Here is a 19,643-nt window from a genome sequence, read left to right on the forward strand (position 1 = left end):
CTGAAGTTTAATTTTGTTTTAAATCAGATGAGCAAGATAGTAAATTATTTGTTTTTCCGTACAAACGGCAATGCTAAAAAGGAAAAAAGGCCGAGAGTAACAGTGATGATAAATTGCGATATCCAAGCAATCCATCCGAATGCCTCACCTGCTTCACGAGGAATATAGTAAAGAACTAAAATCTGTCCAATTAAGTAAGGGAAAAAGCCAAAACCACCATTAGTGAAAGAGACGGTCAAACTTCCTATAACAAATGCCACTAAAGTTGTTCCGAAGCCAATAGAGCTTGTTTCTTGTAGCGCAAATGTGGTTGCATAAAACATCAATACATACGAAAGCCAAATCAAAAAAGTGTAGACTAGAAATTCCCATTTGTGAGGCATTTTCCAAATACTTAGAGCGCCTTCTTTTAGACCCTCTACTTTTGATTTTAGGTTTAAGATGAATTTCCATTTGGAATAAAAATACAGGTAGATCGAAAGTAAAAATCCTATTAGACCTACAGCAATTAAAAGTATTAGTTTTTCAATGGATATATAGCTTAAAAGGAAATTTTTTAGAGTGTCGAATTCTACAACAAGGGAAAGGAAAATAAAGAATAATAGAATGATAAAATCTACAATTCTTTCTCCTATGATTGTTCCAAAAGCCTTGTCAAATGGAATATCTTGGTATTTTTTAAGTATCAGAGCCCTTGAAACTTCTCCAGAACGGGGAATCGTCAGGTTGACAAAGTAACCGATGCTTACAGCTAGAAAGTTAAGTTTGAAATTGGGAACATAACCAATCTGAGTAAGCGAATATTTCCATCTATAAGCCCTTAAAACATAGCCTAAAAATGCGATGACCAACGAAAGTAGTACATAGTTGTAATCGGCACTTAAGAAATAGCCCTTCATTTTGGCTAATTGCTCGTCTGTAAAAGAATTATAAGAATAAACCATCAATCCAATCCCTAATAAAAGGGGGATAATAATAGACAGCAGATTGCTTATTTTCTGTTTCAAGGTCTAGGTTAAAGAATTGTCTTTTTCATTAGGGAAAACCAAAGTCGGCTTGAACGATTTTGCTTCTTCAAATTCAAGAATTCCGTATGAAATGATGATGATGATGTCTCCTTTTTGTACTTTTCTTGCAGCTGGACCGTTTAAAGTAATGTCGCCACTGTTTCTGTTTCCTTTAATAGCATAGGTTTCAAGACGTTCGCCGTTGTTAATGTTGACGATTGAAACTTTTTCACCTTCAATAATGTTTGAAGCTTCCATCAAAGCCTCGTCTATAGTGATGCTTCCTATATAATTTAAATCTGCTCCAGTTACCGTAACACGGTGAATCTTGGATTTTACTACTTCAATTTGCATGGGGCAAAGGTAATTAATTTAATGAAATGGTATCTATCAATCTGATTTCGTTAACAAAAACAGCGATGAAAGCTCTGTATTTTTTGCCTTCTTCTTTTGTTTCTATTGGCAATAATGTAGATTCATCTGCAATTTCGAAATATTCCAACTGAAAATCAGACTGTTGGCTGAATGTTTTTTCAACCCATTCGACAACTTCTTTTGCATTTTTTGTACCAAATTGTTGCTTTGCTTCCAGTAGTGTTTTATGTATGAAGGATGCTTTTTGTTTTTCTTCTGAAGTTAATCGCTCGTTTCTGGAGCTCATCGCCAGTCCGTTTTCTTCCCTGAAAATGGGTCTTCCAATAACATTTACGGGAAGTTTAGCCTTTTCGACCATCTTCTTTACAATTTGCAATTGCTGGAAATCTTTTTCGCCGAAGTAAGCATTAGTTGGCTTGACGATTTCAAAAAGACGCTTTACGATGGTTCCAACACCATCAAAATGTCCGGGTCTGTGCTTGCCTTCCATCTGGTTTTCCAATCCGTCAAAATCAAATGATTGAGAGATGGTTTTGCCTTCGTAAATATCATCTACGGTTGGCGCAAAAACGATGATTGATTCATTTAAGGTTTTCATTTTCTCCACATCGCTTTCTAATGTCCGAGGATATTTTTCCAAATCTTCTTTATTGTTAAACTGTGTCGGATTTACAAAAATACTCACAACCGTCAAGTCGTTTTCTTTCAGTGATTCCGCCATCAACGAGAGGTGTCCTTTATGCAAGGCTCCCATTGTTGGCACGAAACCAATTGTTTTTTTTGAAGACAAAACCGATTCTAAATGGGCTTTCAAATCAGTTTGTGTTGTGAAAATCAGCATGAGCTTAACATTAAATAAAGTGCAAACTTAATATATTAGTTAATAACTGCATAAAATTTTGTAATTTTGCACGTTATTTATTGGCAATATACAAAGTACAACACAATATGGAGGAAAAGAGGATATTATTCGTATCATCTGAAGTGGTGCCTTACTTGGCAGAAAACGAGGTTTCGTCAACGTCTTATGATGTTCCGAAAATGATCAACGACCAAGGAGGACAAATTAGAATTTTTATGCCACGGTATGGCAATATCAACGAAAGAAGGCATCAGTTGCACGAAGTAATTCGTCTTTCGGGTATGAATTTGGTTGTAAATGATTTGGATATGCCGTTGATCATCAAAGTAGCCTCGATCCCAAAAGAAAGAATTCAGGTTTATTTTATTGATAACGATGAATATTTTAAAAGGAAAGCAACTTTTACAGATGAAGAAGGGGTTTTATACCCTGACAATGATGAAAGAGCGATTTTCTTTGCAAAAGGAGTTGTTGAAACAGTGAAAAAATTGAATTGGGTTCCAGATATTATTCATGTTCACGGTTGGTTGGCAGGAATGCTTCCAATTTATATGAAGCATTATTATAAGGATGAAGCCTTATTTGCAGATACAAAAATTGTCACATCGGTTTACAGCCAGTCTTTCGACGGAACTTTAAATACAGAAATGATTAATAAAGTGAAGTTTGATGGTGTTCCAGCAGATGCAATTGCAGATTTAGAAATTCCAAACTACGAAAACATCCTAAGAACTTCGGTAATGCACTCAGATGCAGTGATTATAGCTTCTGAAGGGGTCTCTCCAAGTTTAACAAAATTTATAGAATCATCGGGAAAACCTTTTTTACCTTTCACGCCGAAAGAAAAATTTGCAGAGGTGTATACTAACTTCTACAAAACCAAGGTTCTATAAATAATTATTTTTAAAATTAAGCATGAATAAGAGTTCCATTTTTAGGTCGATATTACTCGTTATATCAACATTATTTTTATTTGCCTCTTGTGATAAAGATTTTAACCAAATTGGTTCGGATGTAATTGGAGACGATCATTTTGATCTTGTTCCAGACAATTTGTCAACCGTAGTAGCGTTCAATATGCCTACGGGGGCTGTGCAAACTAATAATATGCTCATAAATTCGTTAGGGATTTATGATAATCCAGTTTTTGGAAAAACGAAAGCCAATTTTGTAACGGAGTTACAGATGGCAACTGCAAATCCAACTTTTGATCAGGAGAAATTTATTGAATTGGATAGCGTCGTGCTTTCAATTCCTTATTTCAGCACTAAGAAAAGCACTGGAGCCAATGGTGAGGGAATATATGAATTGGATTCTATCTACGGTAGTGGAGCGATAAGTTTGAAGGTTTTTGAATCTGGCGTGTTGTTAAATGATTTGGCGCCACCTAATTTTCAAGATTCTCAAAAATATTATTCTGATGACAATAGATTTGAGACTTTCAAAATAGGTAATCATTTGAATGATAGTCAAAATGTAATTGAAAATGATAAATTTGAACCAATTGACAAGGAAATTATTACTTATAAAAGAGATAAGGGATTAAGGATTAATCAGGTTGATAAAGATATTTCTAATATTGAAGCCCGCTTGACGCCTAGAGTTAGGCTTCATCTAAATACGCAATTCTTTAAAGATAAGATTATTAATGCTCCCCAAGGAAAGTTAATAAACAATAGTGTTTTTAAAGAATATATGAAAGGATTGTATTTTCAGGTTGCCCAATTTGAGGATAACCCAGGAAAAATGATGCAATTAAGATTCTCTGATGGAGATATAACCCTTCATTACAGAGAATATTCAGAGTTAAAAGAAGATCCTAACAATCCGAATGGGCCTAAAATTCCGACAAAATTTCCAGACAATGATCCGCTTTATCCAGGTGAGAAAATAATGTCTGCCAAGACTTTTGTTCTAAAAATGGGTGGTAACTGTGTCAACTTATATAAAAACGATGCAGATCCGCTATACAGTGCTGCAATGCAGAATCCTAATACGACCATTGGAGACAATAACTTGTATGTAAAAGGAGGAGAAGGATCAATGGCGGTAATAGATTTATTTGGATCGGTAGATAATTATGGTAATGATGGTATGACCGGACAACCAAACCAAGTTCCAGATGAGCTTGATATCATTAGAAACAGCGGATGGTTGATTAATGAGGCAAATCTAACATTTTACATAGATGAAGATAAGATGGGCAAAGATCTTCCGGCTATTCAACAGCCTAGAGAACCTCAAAGAGTTTATTTGTTTGACTTAGATAATAATCGACCATTGATAGACTTCAATGATGGTAGCTCAATTTCCGGTTTGCCAAAATTCAATAAATATGTTCATGACGGACTCATTAAAAGAGAGGAAGTTGCCGGAGGAAGAGGAATAAAATATAGGGTGAGAATCACAAACCATATAAGAAATTTGGTTCAAGAAAAAGATTCAACCAATGTTAGATTGGGATTAGTTGTTACAGAATACATAGAAAATATTCAGAATGCGTGGCTTAGAACACCGTCTGTAAGGCCTGGTGCTTCTATAAATAAAGTTCCGCAGGGATCTGTAATGAATCCTTTAGGAACTGTTCTTTTCGGAACTGGAGATAACGTTCCGCTTGAAAAAAGAGTTAAACTTGAAATTTATTATACAAAACCTAATTAATTAAAGAATATGTGTGGAATTGTAGGTTATATAGGACATAGAGAAGCTTACCCTATTGTGATTAAAGGTCTTAAACGATTGGAATACCGAGGTTATGATAGCGCGGGAGTGATGCTTTTTGATGGAGAAAATCTAAAACTGTCTAAAACCAAAGGAAAGGTTTCAGATCTAGAAGAAAAATCATCGAAGGAAATCACGACCGATGCTAATATTGGAATGGGGCATACAAGATGGGCTACACACGGTGTCCCAAATGATGTAAACTCACATCCCCATTTGTCAAATTCTGGAGAGTTGGCAATAATTCACAATGGTATCATTGAGAATTATCAACCATTAAAAACAGAATTAATCAAAAGAGGATATGTATTCAATTCTGATACAGATACTGAAGTTTTAGTAAATCTTATTGAAGAAGTTCAGAAAAAAGATAATTTAAAGCTTGGTAAAGCGGTACAAGTAGCGCTAAATCAAGTTGTGGGAGCCTATGCAATTTGTGTTTTTGATAAGAAAAAACCAAATGAAATAGTTGTGGCCCGTTTGGGAAGTCCTTTGGCAATTGGTGTGGGCGAAAATGAGTTTTTCATAGCTTCGGATGCTTCACCATTCATCGAATATACATCCAATGCGATTTATCTAGAAGATGAAGAAATGGCAATTGTTCGTTTGGGCAAAGGCTTGAAAATAAGAAAAATCAAAGATGATTCATTAGTAGATCCTTACGTTCAGGAATTACAAATGAATCTTGAGCAGATTGAAAAAGGCGGTTATGACCACTTTATGCTTAAAGAAATTTATGAGCAACCAAGTGTAATCAAAGATACTTACAGAGGAAGATTACTTGCTAATAAAGGAATTATCCAAATGGCAGGAATTGAGGATAATCTTGAGCGATTCCTAAATGCTGATAGAATTCTGATCGTTGCTTGTGGAACTTCATGGCATGCTGGTTTAGTGGCAGAATATGTCATTGAAGAATTTACAAGAATTCCTGTAGAGGTAGAATATGCTTCAGAGTTTAGATACAGAAATCCAATCATCGGACCAAAAGACGTAGTAATAGCAATTTCTCAATCTGGAGAAACGGCGGATACTTTGGCGGCAATTAAGTTGGCTAAAGAAAATGGCGCATTTGTTTTTGGAGTTTGTAATGTTGTAGGTTCTTCTATTTCTAGAGAAACTCATGCTGGAGCTTATACTCATGCTGGACCAGAAATTGGAGTAGCTTCTACAAAAGCATTCACAACACAAATTACCGTATTAACGATGATTGCCTTGAGAATTGCTAAGGCAAAAGGAACACTTTCAAATTCAGATTTCCATAGATATTTACAAGAATTAGAAATAATTCCAGAAAAAGTACAGGAAGCATTGGCTACAAATGATGTTGCTAAAGAAATAGCGGCCAAGTTTAAAGATGCTTCAAACTGCCTGTATTTAGGAAGAGGTTATAACTTCCCGGTAGCTTTAGAAGGTGCTTTGAAGTTAAAAGAGATTTCTTATATCCACGCAGAAGGATATCCGGCAGCAGAGATGAAACACGGTCCAATTGCTTTGATTGACGAACACATGCCGGTTATTGTAATTGCTCCTAAGCAAGGTCATTATGACAAAGTTGTGAGTAATATTCAAGAAATCAAATCAAGAAGCGGAAAAATCATTGCAGTAGTAACTAAAGGTGATACGCAAGTTCGCGAATTAGCCGATTATGTAATTGAAATTCCGGATACTGTTGATGCTTTATCTCCATTATTGACAACCATACCATTGCAATTATTGTCTTACCATATTGCAGTTATGAGAGAATGTAATGTTGATCAACCTAGAAATTTAGCAAAATCGGTAACGGTGGAATAATATTTTAACGTTAAGTAAATCAAAAAGGCGAGAATTTCTCGCCTTTTTTTATTTTTATTCCACAAATAACTTTTTATTGAAAACATATTTTTTTTCTTAATTTATATGCTTGCATAATATATTTATCAAGCTTAAATGAAAAACGTTAACAAAAGCATAAAAACTCGTTTATGATGATTATATAATCAACCTTTTGTTTTTTTAATAATTATCAAAAAAAGTTTCTGTATTTTTATTAATATCAAAAAGTTTTGTACTTTGGCTATACTAACCAACAAAATCAAAACTAATGAAAATGTACTTTTTTATTTTGTCATTGTTTTTTTGTGGCATTTCTTTTGCGCAAAATTCAATTTCGGGATCAATTACAGATAACAATGGAATGCCTATTCCTGGTGTAAATATTGCCATAGTAGGAGAAAACCTTGGAACAATCTCTGATTCTGACGGAAAATTTATCCTAAAAACATCAAAACAGCCACCTTATTCTTTAGATATTTCAAGTGTAGGATTTCTTACTCAAAGAATTAATGTTACCAGTAATAATCAAAAAGTAAATGTTAAGCTCTTGGAAGAGGAAAACAAACTGAATGAAATTGTGGTTTCTGCTTCAAGAACCCCAGAAAGAGTTCTTGAGTCACCAGTAACGATTGAAAGAATGGGACTTCAAGAAATTAGAAATACCTCGTCACCATCTTTTTACGATGGTTTAGAAAATTTAAAGGAAGTTCATTTCAATACCAGTAGTTTGTCTTTCAAATCTATAAACACTAGAGGATTTGCTACTGTAGCAAATACACGTTTCATGCAGTTGGTTGATGGTATGGACAACTCTTCACCAGCATTGAACTTTGTGCTTGGTAATTTAATTGGATTATCGGAGCTTGATGTAGCAAGTGTGGAGCTTTTGCCAGGAGCGTCTTCTGCACTATATGGTGCAAATGCATTCAACGGTATTTTGTTTATGAATAGTAGAAGCCCTTTTACGAGTCAGGGTCTTAGTGCTTATTACAAGCAAGGTATAACTTCTCAAGAAGCTGCTGGAGATAATGTTTACAGAGATTTAGGAGTTAGAGCGGCACATGCTTTTACGCCACACTTTGCTGTAAAGACAAATTTTAATTACATGAATGGTACTGAGTGGATTGCTGATGATAGAAGAAGTATGACAGGAGGAACAAGCCATGCCGATAATCAAAACTATGATGGATTGAATACTTATGGAGACGAAGTAACTACATTTATTCCTAACATCGGGCAGGTTAGTAGAACAGGTTATGCAGAACGTGATTTGAGCGATAATAAAATAGAAAGTGTAAAAGCAGATTTCTCAGTACATATCAAGCCTTGGGCAAATGATTTTGAAATCATTTTGCAACATAAACTAGGTTTCGGAAATACAATCTACCAAGGAGCAAACCGCTATTCTCTGAAAGATTTCTACATGGATCAAACAAAAGTAGAAGTAAAGGGAAAGAACTTTTTTGTTAGAGGTTATATGACAACAGAAGATGCTGGAAATTCTTATGATATGCGTTTTGCAGGATGGAATGTCAATAGAGCTGCCAAATCTGATATAGGTTGGTTCACAGATTATGGAACAGCATTTCAATTGTCGCAATTGTTTTTAGGAGCCGATGCAAATCAAGCGGCAATAAATGCAAGAAATTTTGCAAATAACAATATCCCAATTCCGGGATTGCCTGCTGCAATGCAACCTGCATTTTCTGGAGATGCTCAATATCAACCAGGAACAGCTGCATTTAAAGATGCATTGTCAAGTGTAATCAGTAATCCTGATTTAAGAAACGGAGCGAAGTTTCAAGATCAATCAAAAATTTATCATGCAGATGCTAATTACAATTTTAAAGATTTGATTGGATTTGCTGAATTTCAGGCAGGTGGCTCAGTAAGACAGTATGAATTAAATTCAAATGGAACAATTTTCACTGACTTTGATGGGCCTATAACTTACAATGAATATGGCGTATACGCTCAAGTTCAGAAGAAATTCATGGATGATAGATTAAAATTTACTGGATCACTACGTTATGATAAATCTCAAAATTTTGAAGGACAAGTATCGCCAAGAATTTCATTTGTATATTCTGCAGGAGCACAAAAGAATCATAATTTCAGAGCTTCATTCCAAACTGGTTTTAGAAATCCAACTACGCAAGATCAATATATTGGTTTAGATCTAGGTCCATTTGCTTTAATTGGTTCTGCTGAAGCAAATCTTGATAGGTATGTAGAGGTTATGAATGTGAGTGCAGCAGGTCAAGCTTTAGGTTTTGCGGCTACTAAAGAATTGACGGGTAGGGATGCTTATAACACTCCGGTTTACTCTGTGCCATCTGTAACAAGATTTGCGCAAACAGGAAATGTAGCCGACTTGGAAATAACAAGTGTTAATCTTGTGAAGCCAGAACAGGTAAAGGCTTTTGAAGTTGGGTACAAAACGGTTTTAGAAAATGGACTTTCAGTCGATGCGAATGTTTACTACAATATTTACAATGACTTTATGAGTACTTCTAGAGTAATTACTCCATATTATGGGACTGTTGGGTCAGATTATGTTACTTCTGGAAGTAGCGATTTGATAGGTCTTCAAGCTATTGCAAATGGTGATAGACGAGTATTTCAAGTTTATACCAATACATCTGAAACGGTAAGTTCAATGGGATTTGGTTTGGGTTTGTCTAAAAAAGTATATAAGGATTTTGAACTTGGAGCAAACTATAGCCACTCTCAATTTGAATTTGATCAAGAAAAAGATCCTGCTTTCATAGCTGGTTTTAATACTCCAAAGCACAGAGTTAAAGCTTCTTTAGGAAATACAAAACTCTTTAAAAACTTTGGTTTCAATGTAAATGTAAGATGGAATAGCGAATATTTATGGCAAGCTTCTTTTGCTGACGGTATGGTTCCAGAAAACACTGTTCTTGATGCACAAATCAATTATGCAATTCCGGCAATTAAATCTGTTTTGAAAGTTGGAGCGGCAAACTTATTTGGAAAAGATTACATGCAAGTTGTTGGAGCTGGTTTGATTGGTCAACAGGTATTTGCATCTTTAACAATCAATCCGTAATTAATCTTAGTCAATAATATAAAAAAACAAAGATCATGATAAAAAATATAAAATGGCTGCTTTTGGTTTCCTTGACCTTTACAGCATGTAGCTCTGACGATAATGGTGCATCTGTTGAGGAGTTGCCTTTAACGGCAGGTTCTGCAGATTTTTCAAAATATGTTGCCTTAGGAAATTCACTTACTGCAGGATTTAGTGATAATGCATTATTCATTGCAGGTCAGCAAAATGCATATCCAAAATTATTAGCAGATCAATTTGCTACTGTTGGCGGAGGCGAATTTAAAATTCCTTATACAAATGATAATTTTGGCGGATTGCTTTTAGGGGGGAATGTTATCTCTGGACCTAGATTAATATTTAACGGTACGGCGCCAATTCCACTTCCTGGTGCAGTTCCAACTACTGAAATTGGGATTCCTTTGGCAGGTCCGTTCAACAACTTAGGTGTTCCAGGGGCAAAAAGTTTTCATTTATTAGCACCTAATTATGGTGATGTAGCGGGTTTAATGACAGGAACAGCGAACCCTTATTTTGTAAGATTTAGATCGAGTGCCCAGACATCAGTGATTGCCGATGCAATGGCACAAAACCCAACTTTTTTCTCTTTATGGATTGGTAATAATGATGTTTTAGGATATGCTACTACAGGTGGGGATGGTACAAACCCGATCACTAATGAAGGAATGTTTACAACAGCATACAATACTTTGGTAACAACATTAACTTCCAATGGGGCAAAAGGTGTAGTTGCCAATATCCCTGATGTGAGTGCTGTTCCTCATTTTAAAGTGGTTCCTTTTAATCCATTGAACCCGGCAAATCCTGCATTTGGACCGCAAATTCCGACTCTTAATGCAACTTTTGCGGCATTGAATGCTGCTTATGCAAGTATAGAGGCAGACAGTCCGGCTACTAAAGCTTCCGAGCGTTCAATCGTTTTTTCCACAACAGTAAATAGCGCCTCGGTTATTCATGATGAATCATTGTCTAGTTTGACTTCTTTGCTTATTCCTAAATTAATGGCCTTAGGCTTGCCGGCACCAACGGCAGGTTTGTTGGCAACTCAGTTTGGACAATCAAGACAGGCTACTCCAAAAGATTTATTTGTTTTGCCAGCATCAAGTGTAATAGGAACAGTTAATACGCAGTATTATGCGGCATTGGTTGGGCAAGGTGTGCCTGCGGCAACAGCAGGGCAATTATCTATAAATGGTATTACATATCCTTTGCAAGATAAATGGGTGTTGCTTCCGTCAGAACAAGAAGAAATTAGATTGGCTACAAATGCTTTCAATTTAATAATAAAAGCCGCAGCTGATCAAGCAGGTTTGGCTTTTGTTGATGCTAATGCAATATTGAAGCAAGTAGCAAACGGAGGTATCCGTTTTGATAATTTTCACATGACAGGTGCTTTCGTTCAAGGAGGTGCTTTTGGTTTGGATGGTATTCACTTGACGGCTAGAGCAAATGCTTATATTGCAAATGAATTCATTAAATCAATCAATGCGACTTATGGGTCAACATTGAGATCATACAAGCCAGGGGATTTCCCTATAAGTTATCCTGCAGGTTTACAATAAAAAAGTTTTTCAAATTTCTAAAAGCCATCTATGTTGATGGCTTTTTTAGTTTTTAAAATGAATAATTCTTTGTGTTTGAGCAGGACATTAATAAAATCATAATTTCTAAGTAAAAAAATAGCTTAATAATATTGATTTTATATTTTAAAAAATTATCTTTGCACTCTGAAAAAAGAGGTGTTTTTCACAAACCTAAATAGCTATTTAATAAATACATAAGTAATGTCAAAAGTAATAGGAAAAGTTGCTCAAATCATTGGTCCAGTAGTGGACGTTGTTTTCAACGGTCAAGATGTTGAACTTCCAAAAATTTATGATTCATTAGAAATCACTAAAAAAGATGGTACATTATTGGTGCTTGAAGTACAATCTCACATCGGAGAGAACACAGTTCGTACAATTTCTATGGATTCTACTGACGGTTTAAGCAGAGGATACGAAGTTGTTGCAACTGGAAATCCAATCAAGATGCCAATCGGAGCAGATGTTTACGGACGTTTGTTTAATGTTATTGGAGATGCAATTGATGGTTTAGGGGAATTGCCTAAAGATGGTAACAATGGAATTTCTATTCACCGTCAGGCACCAAAATTCGAAGATTTATCTACTTCTACTGAAGTTTTATTTACAGGTATCAAAGTAATCGATTTGATTGAGCCTTACGCAAAAGGTGGTAAAATTGGATTGTTTGGTGGTGCTGGAGTTGGTAAAACAGTATTGATTCAGGAGTTGATCAACAATATTGCAAAAGGTCACGGTGGTCTTTCTGTATTCGCTGGAGTAGGGGAAAGAACACGTGAAGGAAATGACTTGCTTCGTGAGATGTTGGAGTCAGGAATTATCAAATACGGTGAAGAATTCATGCACTCTATGGAAAATGGAGGATGGGATCTTTCTAAAGTTGATAAAATGGGAATGAGAGATTCTAAAGCAACTTTCGTTTTCGGACAAATGAATGAGCCACCAGGAGCAAGAGCACGTGTTGCCTTGTCAGGTCTTTCTATCGCTGAGTATTTCCGTGATGGAGCTGGTTCTGACCAAGGAAAAGACGTTCTTTTCTTCGTTGATAACATTTTCCGTTTTACACAAGCTGGTTCTGAGGTGTCTGCACTTCTAGGACGTATGCCTTCTGCGGTAGGTTACCAACCAACATTAGCAACAGAAATGGGTGCGATGCAAGAGCGTATCACCTCTACAAATAAAGGATCTATCACATCTGTACAGGCGGTTTACGTTCCTGCGGATGACTTAACGGATCCAGCACCGGCAACAACGTTTGCCCACCTTGATGCAACAACAGTATTGTCTCGTAAAATTGCTGAGCTAGGTATCTATCCTGCAGTGGATCCATTGGATTCTACTTCAAGAATCTTGACGCCGCATATCTTAGGTGATGAGCATTATGACTGTGCACAAAGAGTAAAAGAAATTCTTCAAAAATACAAGCAATTGCAAGATATTATCGCGATCCTTGGTATGGAAGAACTTTCTGAAGAAGATAAATTATCAGTTTCAAGAGCACGTCGTGTGCAGCGTTTCTTGTCTCAACCTTTCCACGTAGCGGAGCAATTTACAGGTATCCCTGGAGTTTTGGTTGATATTAAAGATACCATCAAAGGATTCAACATGATCATTGACGGAGAATTAGATCACCTTCCAGAAGCTGCTTTCAACTTGAAAGGAACTATCGAAGATGCTATCGAAGCGGGACAAAAAATGTTGGCGGAAGCTTAATATAGTTATAAGTTATGAGTTATAAGTCATGAGTTTTTACTCTAACTTATAATTCATAATTCATAATTCATAACTCAAAAATTATGACTTTAGAAATTGTATCGCCAGAGGCAAAATTATTTTCAGGACAGGTAACTTCTGTTACTGTTCCAGGAGTTGATGGTGAGTTTCAAATGTTGAACCATCACGCAGCAATTGTTTCGATCCTTGCTAAAGGTGACATCAAGATTGAAGCGGTTAACTTCACAGCTACAAAAGAAGGAGAGGCAAAGTTTTTCGTTGGAGCTGATAAAAAGCACCACTTGTCTATTACCTCTGGTACTTTGGAAATGAATGACAATAAGATTATTATTCTTGTAGATTAAGAAATAATAATTCCAATATTATAAAAAAAAGCTATCCTTTTGGATAGCTTTTTTTATATAGTCCATCAGAAGAGTTTATCAACAATGCCCTAAAATTAACTTTTGTATTTCTTCGCTAGAAAGCATATTCTGTAATTTTACAAAATGTATGCTTTAGTCGATTGCAATAACTTTTATACTTCGTGCGAACGGGTTTTCCAGCCTGAATTCGTAGGGAAACCTGTGGTTATTTTGTCCAATAACGATGGTTGCATTATTTCCAGAAGTGATGAAGCAAAGGCTTTGGGAGTGAAAATGGGCGCTCCAGAATTTAAAGTCCGTGAAATGCTCAAGGAAAACAATATCAAAGTTTTTTCTTCAAATTATGCTTTGTATGGTGATTTGAGTGATAGGGTTATGAAGACTTTGGAAATGTTTACGCCAAATATCGAAGTGTACAGCATTGACGAAGCTTTTTTGAACTTTAGTGGTGTTAAGGAGGATGGTTTTGAAGAATATGGAATGGAAATGAAGCAAAGGATTATGAAATGGCTAAGCATTCCTGTTTGTGTTGGTTTTGGATCAAGCAAGACCCTTTCTAAAATGGCAAATAAGATTGCACGAAAATATCCTCAACAAACAAAAGGTGTTTATGTGATTGATACCGATGAAAAACGAATCAAGGCATTAAAATGGACTAAAATTGGCGACGTTTGGGGTATTGGTTATCGGATGAAGAAGAAATTGGAGGCTCGGAAAATTATGACAGCATTTGATTTTATACAACCCCATCATACAGATTTCATTAAAAACCAAATGGGTGTTGTAGGATTACGACTTATAAGTGAGCTGAAAGGCATTCCGGTTTTAGAAATGGAACAGCCTGAGACCAAAAAAAGCATCGCCATCACCAGGAGTTTTCCAAAGCAATTGACGGATTTCGATTCGCTTCGCGAGAGGGTTTCCACTTTCGCCATGGTATGTGGGGAAAAATTAAGGAAACAAGAATCGTGTTGTGCTACGATTATCGTGATGTTGGGAACGATGGAACACAAAACCGAGCATCAAAAGATGTATTACCAGCAGGCAATGACGCTTCCGTTTGCGACAAATTCGGGTTTGACCATTGCGAATGTGGCGGTTAAGATTCTGGAAAAACTATACGAGGAAAATAAAGGACACCGTTTTAACAAAGCAGGTGTAATCGTGACCCAATTGACGAAGGAAAGTGAGAAGCAGTTGCAACTTTTTGAAGAAGAAAACCCGAAGCATTTAGCCCTAATGAAAACCATTGACCTCATTAATAAAAAAGCAGGAGAAAGAAAGGTAAAATTAGGAACACAAGGAAAAATAACGTGGGATATGAAACAGAACCTGCTGTCGCCAAGATACACGACAAGGATTAACCATATGCTGAAAGTGAAATGTCAATAGAGAAAAAACAAAAACTTACTTTTTTCAAACCCGATTTGGAGAGCGAAATCAAAATTCCGTATGTTAGTCACGGAGTTTCGGCAGGATTTCCGTCTCCGGCTTTGGATTTTATGGAAACGAGTATCGACTTGAATAAAATTCTAATTGAAAATAAAATAGCGACTTTTTATGTCCAAGTAGATGGTAATTCGATGATTGATGCGGGAATTCAGGACAAGGATATTCTGGTGGTGGACAGAAGCATTGAACCCGCTAACAAGAAAATCGCCATTTGCCTTATTGATGGCGAATTTACCGTAAAGCGTATAAAGGTAGATGTAGATTGCTTGTGGCTGATGCCTGAAAATCCTAGTTATTCGCCAATTAGAGTAACCGACGAAAATCAGCTCGTCATTTGGGGAATTGTAACCTATGTCATTAAAAAGCTTTAGTCGTATAATGAATATCGGATAAATTCCTTAAAATCTCCGCACTCTTTTCTGGACTAATATCACGCTGCGCTTCACCCATCATTTCATAACCTACCATAAATTTTTTTACGCTTGCGCTACGAAGCAAAGGTGGATAGAAATGCATATGAAAATGCCATTCCGGATGCTCTTCGTTATCCGTTGGAGTTTGATGGATTCCCGAAGAATACGGAAAAGAAGTCTGAAAAAGATTGTCGTATTTTACGGTTATCGTTTTTATTATTTCGGCGAAAGCCAAGATTTCCTTTTGCGTCATTTGGGTGAGATTCCCGAAATGTCTTTTGCTTACAATCAACGTTTCATAAGGCCAAATTGCCCAAAACGGAACCAAGACAACAAAGTGTTCGTTTTCTGAAACGATGCGTTCTTTTCTCCGAAGTTCTTCTTCTACGTACTCTTTTAATAAACTTCTTTGGTGCTTTTCGTAATAATTCTTGAGGCTTTTCTGCGTTTTTTCTACTTGAGTAGGAATAGAGGACTGTGCCCAGATTTGTCCGTGTGGATGCGGGTTACTGCATCCCATGATACTTCCCTTGTTTTCAAATATCTGTACATGGTTGATGAAATCCTTGCTCCCTAATTCGATGTATTCGGCTTTCCAAGTTTCGATTATTTTCTGGATTCCTTCAAGATCCATTTCTGGAATCGTAAGGTTGTGCTTTGGCGAAAAGCAGATGACTTTATTGATGCCTCGTTCGGGTTTGAATTGGAACAAATCCGATTGCGGCGTATTGTCCTGAACTTCATCTTCAAGCAAGGCGGCAAAATCATTCTCAAAAACATAAGTATCCGTATAGTTGTCATTCTGAATGCCATTCCACCGTTGGTTTCTTGCGCACAAATAACATTCAGGATCGTATTCTGGAAGTGCGTTTGTGGAAACAGCTTCATTTTGTCCCTGCCACGGCCTTTTCGAACGATGTGGCGAAACCAAAATCCATTCGTCTGTCAACGGATTGTAGCGTCTATGCGGATGTTCGTTATTGTTGAATGTTTCCATAGGTTATTTTTTATAAAGCGATATGCCTTTTGATATTTTGACTTTATACGATTGTAAATCAATGCCAAAAGCTTTCTTATACTTTTCCGAAACGGTCTTGATGATTTCCTTTTCGCTTCCTTTTTCTACTAAATTGATGGAGCAACCACCAAAACCACCACCCATCATTCGGGAACCTAAAACAGATTCTTCATTTTTCGCGGCATCAACCAAAAAGTCCAATTCTTCGCAGCTTACTTCGTATTCCTTTGAAAGGCCTTCGTGGGTTTCATACATCAATTCGCCTAGTTTCTTGAAGTTGCTGTTCTCTAAAGTATTGACAGCATCCAAAACCCTTTGAATCTCTTTTACCACAAAAAAGCATCTCTTGAAATGGAGCTCGCCCAAAAGTTCGCGTGTTTCCAAAACCATCGCTTCGGTGCAATCCCGGAATGATTTTATAGATGGAAATTGTTGTTTCAAGATCGAAAATCCGTGTTCCACTTCCTCTCTTCTCGTGTTATAACCTGATGTAAGGTGCGTATGTTTTACTTTGCTGTCCAATAAAAGTAATGAGTAATTTTTGAAATCGGCTTTGTGGTATTCATATTCCAATGTCGTGCAGTCCAATTTGATTACTTTGTTTTTCTTTCCGAAGACGCTTGCAAATTGATCCATGATGCCACAGTTGACACCCACAAAAGTATGCTCGGATTTCTGGCCAATCAAGGCGATGTCTTCCTTGGATAAATCCAGATGGAACAATTTCCGCATCGCATATCCAAAACCACATTCCAAAGCGGCAGAAGAGGAAAGCCCAGCTCCCATGGGAATCGAACTGCTGAAAACGATATTGAATCCTTCGAGATTATTGGTTTGTTCTTTAAGCTGATGCAAAACGCCAAGGATATAATTGGCCCACATCTTGTCAATCGGCTGCAAAGCATCATTAAGGTCGAATTCGTGCCTTTCGTCAAGATCTTTTGCAATGATGGTGCAGTTGCTGTTACCAGATTTAGAAACCGCAAAACAAATGTATTTGTTGATGGCGGCCGGAAGCACAAAACCGTCGTTATAATCTACGTGTTCGCCAATAATGTTGATTCTTCCCGGCGAAAGAAAAATATATTGGGCATCGTCTTGAAATGTTTGTGTGAAATAAGATTTCGTATCCTGGATTAATTTCTTCTTCATTAGGGAAAATGACTTTGCAAATAGGATGGCAAATTACAAGATTTGAAAACAATAGTATTGTTTTAATTTATCAATTTACAATAATATAATAACTCCGAAGTAAAAAAGGGAATCTATAAATCCGATTTAGAAACCATAACTTAATAAAAAACCATTAAAATATTAAGTTTAATAAAGCCACGCTTAATTGCCTCAATACCTTAATGGTTCAAATATTTTAACGAAATTGTTTTTATCTAAACAATCCTCAAAACAAAATAATTTTTCTTTCCTCGCTGTAACAATACAAATTGGTTGTTGATCAAATCCTTTGCAGTAAGACTAAAATCTTCCGTCACTTTTTCTTTATTAACCGAAATTGAGTTTTCTGATAAAGCCCTTCTAGCTTCACCATTCGATTTCAAGAAACCTGATTTCTCGTTCAAAACATCCACGATGTTGATTCCGTTTTCGATGTCTGTTCTCGCAATTTCTGCTTGCGGAACACCATCAAAAACCTCCAAGAACGTTTCTGCATCCAATTGTTTCAAATCTTCCGAAGACGAATTTCCAAACAAGATGTTCGAAGCCTGAATCGCTTTTTCCAATTCTTCTTTCGAGTGTACAAAAGTGGTGATTTCCTCTGCCAATCGTCTTTGTAAAATTCTCAAATGAGGCGCCACTTTATGCTCTTCAATCAAGCCGTCAATCACTTCCTTATCCAAGAAAGTAAAGATTTTAATATATTTCTCCGCATCCACATCGGTACTGTTCAACCAAAATTGGTAGAATTTATACACCGAAGTCTTATCGGCATCCAGCCAGATGTTTCCACCCTCCGATTTTCCGAATTTAGATCCGTCAGCCTTTGTAATCAATGGCGTTGTCAAAGCATACGCCTTGGCATTTTCGCCACCCATTCTACGAACTAATTCTGTTCCTGTAGTGATATTTCCCCACTGATCCGAACCGCCCATCTGCAACAAACAGTTGTGGTTTTTGTATAAATGGTAAAAGTCATATCCCTGAATCAGCTGGTACGTAAATTCCGTAAACGACATCCCTTCGCCTTCGCCACTAAAACGTTTCTTTACAGAATCTTTCGCCATCATATAGTTCACCGTGATGCGTTTTCCCACTTCACGCGCAAAATCAATAAACGAAAATTCCTTCATCCAATCGTAGTTGTTCACCATCAAGGGAGCGTTTTTGTCTGTGGAATCAAAATCCAAAAAGCGCGACAACACACGTTTCAAACCGGCCACATTCTTCGCCAAAGTCTCTTCGTTCAGCAAGTTTCGGTCTTCCGATTTTCCCGAAGGATCGCCAATCATTCCCGTCGCACCGCCCACTAAGGCAATCGGTTTGTGTCCCGAATTCTTCAAATGCACCAGCAAAATAATCTGAACCATGCTTCCAATATGAAGCGAGTCGGCCGTCGGGTCAAAGCCAATATAGGCCGTCGTGGCTTCCTTTAGCAATTGCTCTTCCGTTCCCGGCATGCTGTCGGCATACAGCCCACGCCACTTCAATTCTTCAACTAGATTCTTCATTTTGTAAATATTTGGCGCAAAGATAACAATTCAGAGCCCAAAACTCAACTGTAATCATCATTTCTATAAAGCAAAATTAGGAGCTTTCCTGAAGCTTCTGGAGCTTGGGCATTTTAGAAAAAGTTGTAGCTGTCTTCGCTCTAAATCTTTTTATTTTCAATAATCCTTTGCAAAAACAAGCGATCAATCGATGGAGTAAGTAGCAATATGTACCGATTAATAGCCTTAATGGTAAATTAAATACGTATAAATGATAATCAAGTTATCCTTTAAGGCTAACTGTGATGTCTTAAACGATAACTAAGTTGACCCTTAGGGCTAACTAGCATAGCCTTTAGGGTATTGCTTATTAGCCTTAAAGCAGTTGTTAGTTAGCCTTTAAGACGTGCTTTGTTTGCTTAAACAGTAACTTAGTTAGCATTAAAGGCTATTTTTTTGTGTTTTAAATTTAATGAATAACGATCTTCAAAATTCCAGTTCCCAAAATATCTCATTACCTTTGCCACTATGGTTTTAG

General features: G+C 36.7%; 15 protein-coding genes. 9 read left to right on the top strand and 6 right to left on the bottom strand.

Annotation, left to right across the window (positions count from 1 at the left end):
• Positions 1–44: 44 nt before the first annotated feature.
• Genes ACI6PS_RS08315 through panC form a run of 3 tightly spaced genes read right to left on the bottom strand, consistent with a single transcriptional unit; the run spans position 45 to position 2,223 of the window.
• Positions 45–1,007 (bottom strand): lysylphosphatidylglycerol synthase transmembrane domain-containing protein, encoded by a 963-nt coding sequence (locus tag ACI6PS_RS08315; RefSeq protein ID WP_421012094.1) that lies wholly within the window; start codon positions 1,005–1,007, stop codon positions 45–47.
• 3 nt (positions 1,008–1,010) lie between these two features.
• Entirely contained in the window at positions 1,011–1,361 is a 351-nt protein-coding gene (gene panD / locus ACI6PS_RS08320; protein ID WP_421012095.1) for an aspartate 1-decarboxylase, read from the bottom strand.
• 13 nt (positions 1,362–1,374) lie between these two features.
• Positions 1,375–2,223: a pantoate--beta-alanine ligase gene (gene panC, locus ACI6PS_RS08325; protein ID WP_421012096.1), complete on the bottom strand. Its 849-nt coding sequence runs from the start codon at positions 2,221–2,223 to the stop codon at positions 1,375–1,377.
• Positions 2,224–2,330: 107 nt separating this feature from the next.
• On the opposite strand from panC, the gene ACI6PS_RS08330 reads away from it, so the two are divergent.
• The 9 genes from ACI6PS_RS08330 to ACI6PS_RS08370 all read left to right on the top strand — a co-directional run bounded on the left by ACI6PS_RS08330 (position 2,331) and on the right by ACI6PS_RS08370 (position 15,382).
• A complete protein-coding gene (locus ACI6PS_RS08330; RefSeq protein WP_421012097.1) occupies positions 2,331–3,137 on the top strand; it encodes a glycogen/starch synthase in 807 nt (268 codons plus the stop codon).
• Between the two features lie 22 nt (positions 3,138–3,159).
• Positions 3,160–4,905, top strand: coding sequence for a DUF4270 domain-containing protein (locus ACI6PS_RS08335; protein ID WP_421012098.1), 1,746 nt, complete (start codon positions 3,160–3,162; stop codon positions 4,903–4,905).
• 9 nt (positions 4,906–4,914) lie between these two features.
• Positions 4,915–6,762, top strand: coding sequence for a glutamine--fructose-6-phosphate transaminase (isomerizing) (glmS, locus tag ACI6PS_RS08340; protein WP_421012099.1), 1,848 nt, complete (start codon positions 4,915–4,917; stop codon positions 6,760–6,762).
• Positions 6,763–7,051: 289 nt separating this feature from the next.
• On the top strand, positions 7,052–9,856 hold the full coding sequence (locus tag ACI6PS_RS08345; RefSeq protein WP_421012100.1) for a TonB-dependent receptor: 2,805 nt from the start codon (positions 7,052–7,054) through the stop codon (positions 9,854–9,856).
• Positions 9,857–9,891: 35 nt separating this feature from the next.
• On the top strand, positions 9,892–11,439 hold the full coding sequence (locus ACI6PS_RS08350) for a G-D-S-L family lipolytic protein (protein ID WP_421012101.1): 1,548 nt from the start codon (positions 9,892–9,894) through the stop codon (positions 11,437–11,439).
• A gap of 222 nt (positions 11,440–11,661) precedes the next feature.
• Positions 11,662–13,173: a F0F1 ATP synthase subunit beta gene (atpD, locus tag ACI6PS_RS08355; protein ID WP_421012102.1), complete on the top strand. Its 1,512-nt coding sequence runs from the start codon at positions 11,662–11,664 to the stop codon at positions 13,171–13,173.
• 83 nt (positions 13,174–13,256) lie between these two features.
• Positions 13,257–13,538, top strand: a complete 282-nt coding sequence (locus tag ACI6PS_RS08360; protein ID WP_421012103.1) for a F0F1 ATP synthase subunit epsilon — start codon at positions 13,257–13,259, stop codon at positions 13,536–13,538.
• A gap of 144 nt (positions 13,539–13,682) precedes the next feature.
• Positions 13,683–14,951 carry a Y-family DNA polymerase gene (locus ACI6PS_RS08365; RefSeq protein WP_421012104.1) on the top strand — a complete coding sequence of 423 codons (1,269 nt, stop codon included), beginning with the start codon at positions 13,683–13,685 and terminating at the stop codon, positions 14,949–14,951.
• The gene (locus ACI6PS_RS08370; protein ID WP_421012105.1) at positions 14,942–15,382 is read left to right on the top strand and encodes a LexA family protein; all 441 of its coding nucleotides are present in this window, start codon (positions 14,942–14,944) and stop codon (positions 15,380–15,382) included. Before ACI6PS_RS08365 ends, ACI6PS_RS08370 begins: the two co-directional genes overlap by 10 nt.
• On the opposite strand, the gene ACI6PS_RS08375 is transcribed toward ACI6PS_RS08370, so the two are convergent.
• From ACI6PS_RS08375 to tyrS, 3 genes are all read right to left on the bottom strand, one after another.
• A complete protein-coding gene (locus ACI6PS_RS08375; RefSeq protein ID WP_421012106.1) occupies positions 15,369–16,421 on the bottom strand; it encodes a UDP-glucose--hexose-1-phosphate uridylyltransferase in 1,053 nt (350 codons plus the stop codon). The genes ACI6PS_RS08370 and ACI6PS_RS08375 overlap by 14 nt on opposite strands.
• Positions 16,422–16,424: 3 nt before the next feature.
• A complete protein-coding gene (gene galK / locus ACI6PS_RS08380; protein ID WP_421012107.1) occupies positions 16,425–17,594 on the bottom strand; it encodes a galactokinase in 1,170 nt (389 codons plus the stop codon).
• Positions 17,595–17,830: 236 nt separating this feature from the next.
• A complete protein-coding gene (gene tyrS / locus ACI6PS_RS08385) occupies positions 17,831–19,126 on the bottom strand; it encodes a tyrosine--tRNA ligase (RefSeq protein ID WP_421012108.1) in 1,296 nt (431 codons plus the stop codon).
• Positions 19,127–19,643: the final 517 nt, after the last annotated feature.

Source organism: Flavobacterium sp. PLA-1-15 (assembly GCF_049060005.1).
Classification (GTDB): Bacteria; Bacteroidota; Bacteroidia; order Flavobacteriales; family Flavobacteriaceae; genus Flavobacterium.

What these genes read in the sequence shown, in the direction of transcription:
- ACI6PS_RS08370 (WP_421012105.1), top strand. Translation starts at nt 14,942, where the DNA reads ATGTCAATAGAGAAAAAACAAAAACTTACTTTTTTCAAACCCGATTTG.
- ACI6PS_RS08330 (WP_421012097.1), top strand. Translation starts at nt 2,331, where the DNA reads ATGGAGGAAAAGAGGATATTATTCGTATCATCTGAAGTGGTGCCTTAC.
- ACI6PS_RS08350 (WP_421012101.1), top strand. Translation starts at nt 9,892, where the DNA reads ATGATAAAAAATATAAAATGGCTGCTTTTGGTTTCCTTGACCTTTACA.
- ACI6PS_RS08375 (WP_421012106.1), bottom strand. Translation starts at nt 16,421, where the DNA reads ATGGAAACATTCAACAATAACGAACATCCGCATAGACGCTACAATCCG.
- panD (WP_421012095.1), bottom strand. Translation starts at nt 1,361, where the DNA reads ATGCAAATTGAAGTAGTAAAATCCAAGATTCACCGTGTTACGGTAACT.
- atpD (WP_421012102.1), top strand. Translation starts at nt 11,662, where the DNA reads ATGTCAAAAGTAATAGGAAAAGTTGCTCAAATCATTGGTCCAGTAGTG.
- ACI6PS_RS08360 (WP_421012103.1), top strand. Translation starts at nt 13,257, where the DNA reads ATGACTTTAGAAATTGTATCGCCAGAGGCAAAATTATTTTCAGGACAG.
- tyrS (WP_421012108.1), bottom strand. Translation starts at nt 19,126, where the DNA reads ATGAAGAATCTAGTTGAAGAATTGAAGTGGCGTGGGCTGTATGCCGAC.
- glmS (WP_421012099.1), top strand. Translation starts at nt 4,915, where the DNA reads ATGTGTGGAATTGTAGGTTATATAGGACATAGAGAAGCTTACCCTATT.
- ACI6PS_RS08365 (WP_421012104.1), top strand. Translation starts at nt 13,683, where the DNA reads ATGTATGCTTTAGTCGATTGCAATAACTTTTATACTTCGTGCGAACGG.
- panC (WP_421012096.1), bottom strand. Translation starts at nt 2,223, where the DNA reads ATGCTGATTTTCACAACACAAACTGATTTGAAAGCCCATTTAGAATCG.
- galK (WP_421012107.1), bottom strand. Translation starts at nt 17,594, where the DNA reads ATGAAGAAGAAATTAATCCAGGATACGAAATCTTATTTCACACAAACA.
- ACI6PS_RS08335 (WP_421012098.1), top strand. Translation starts at nt 3,160, where the DNA reads ATGAATAAGAGTTCCATTTTTAGGTCGATATTACTCGTTATATCAACA.
- ACI6PS_RS08345 (WP_421012100.1), top strand. Translation starts at nt 7,052, where the DNA reads ATGAAAATGTACTTTTTTATTTTGTCATTGTTTTTTTGTGGCATTTCT.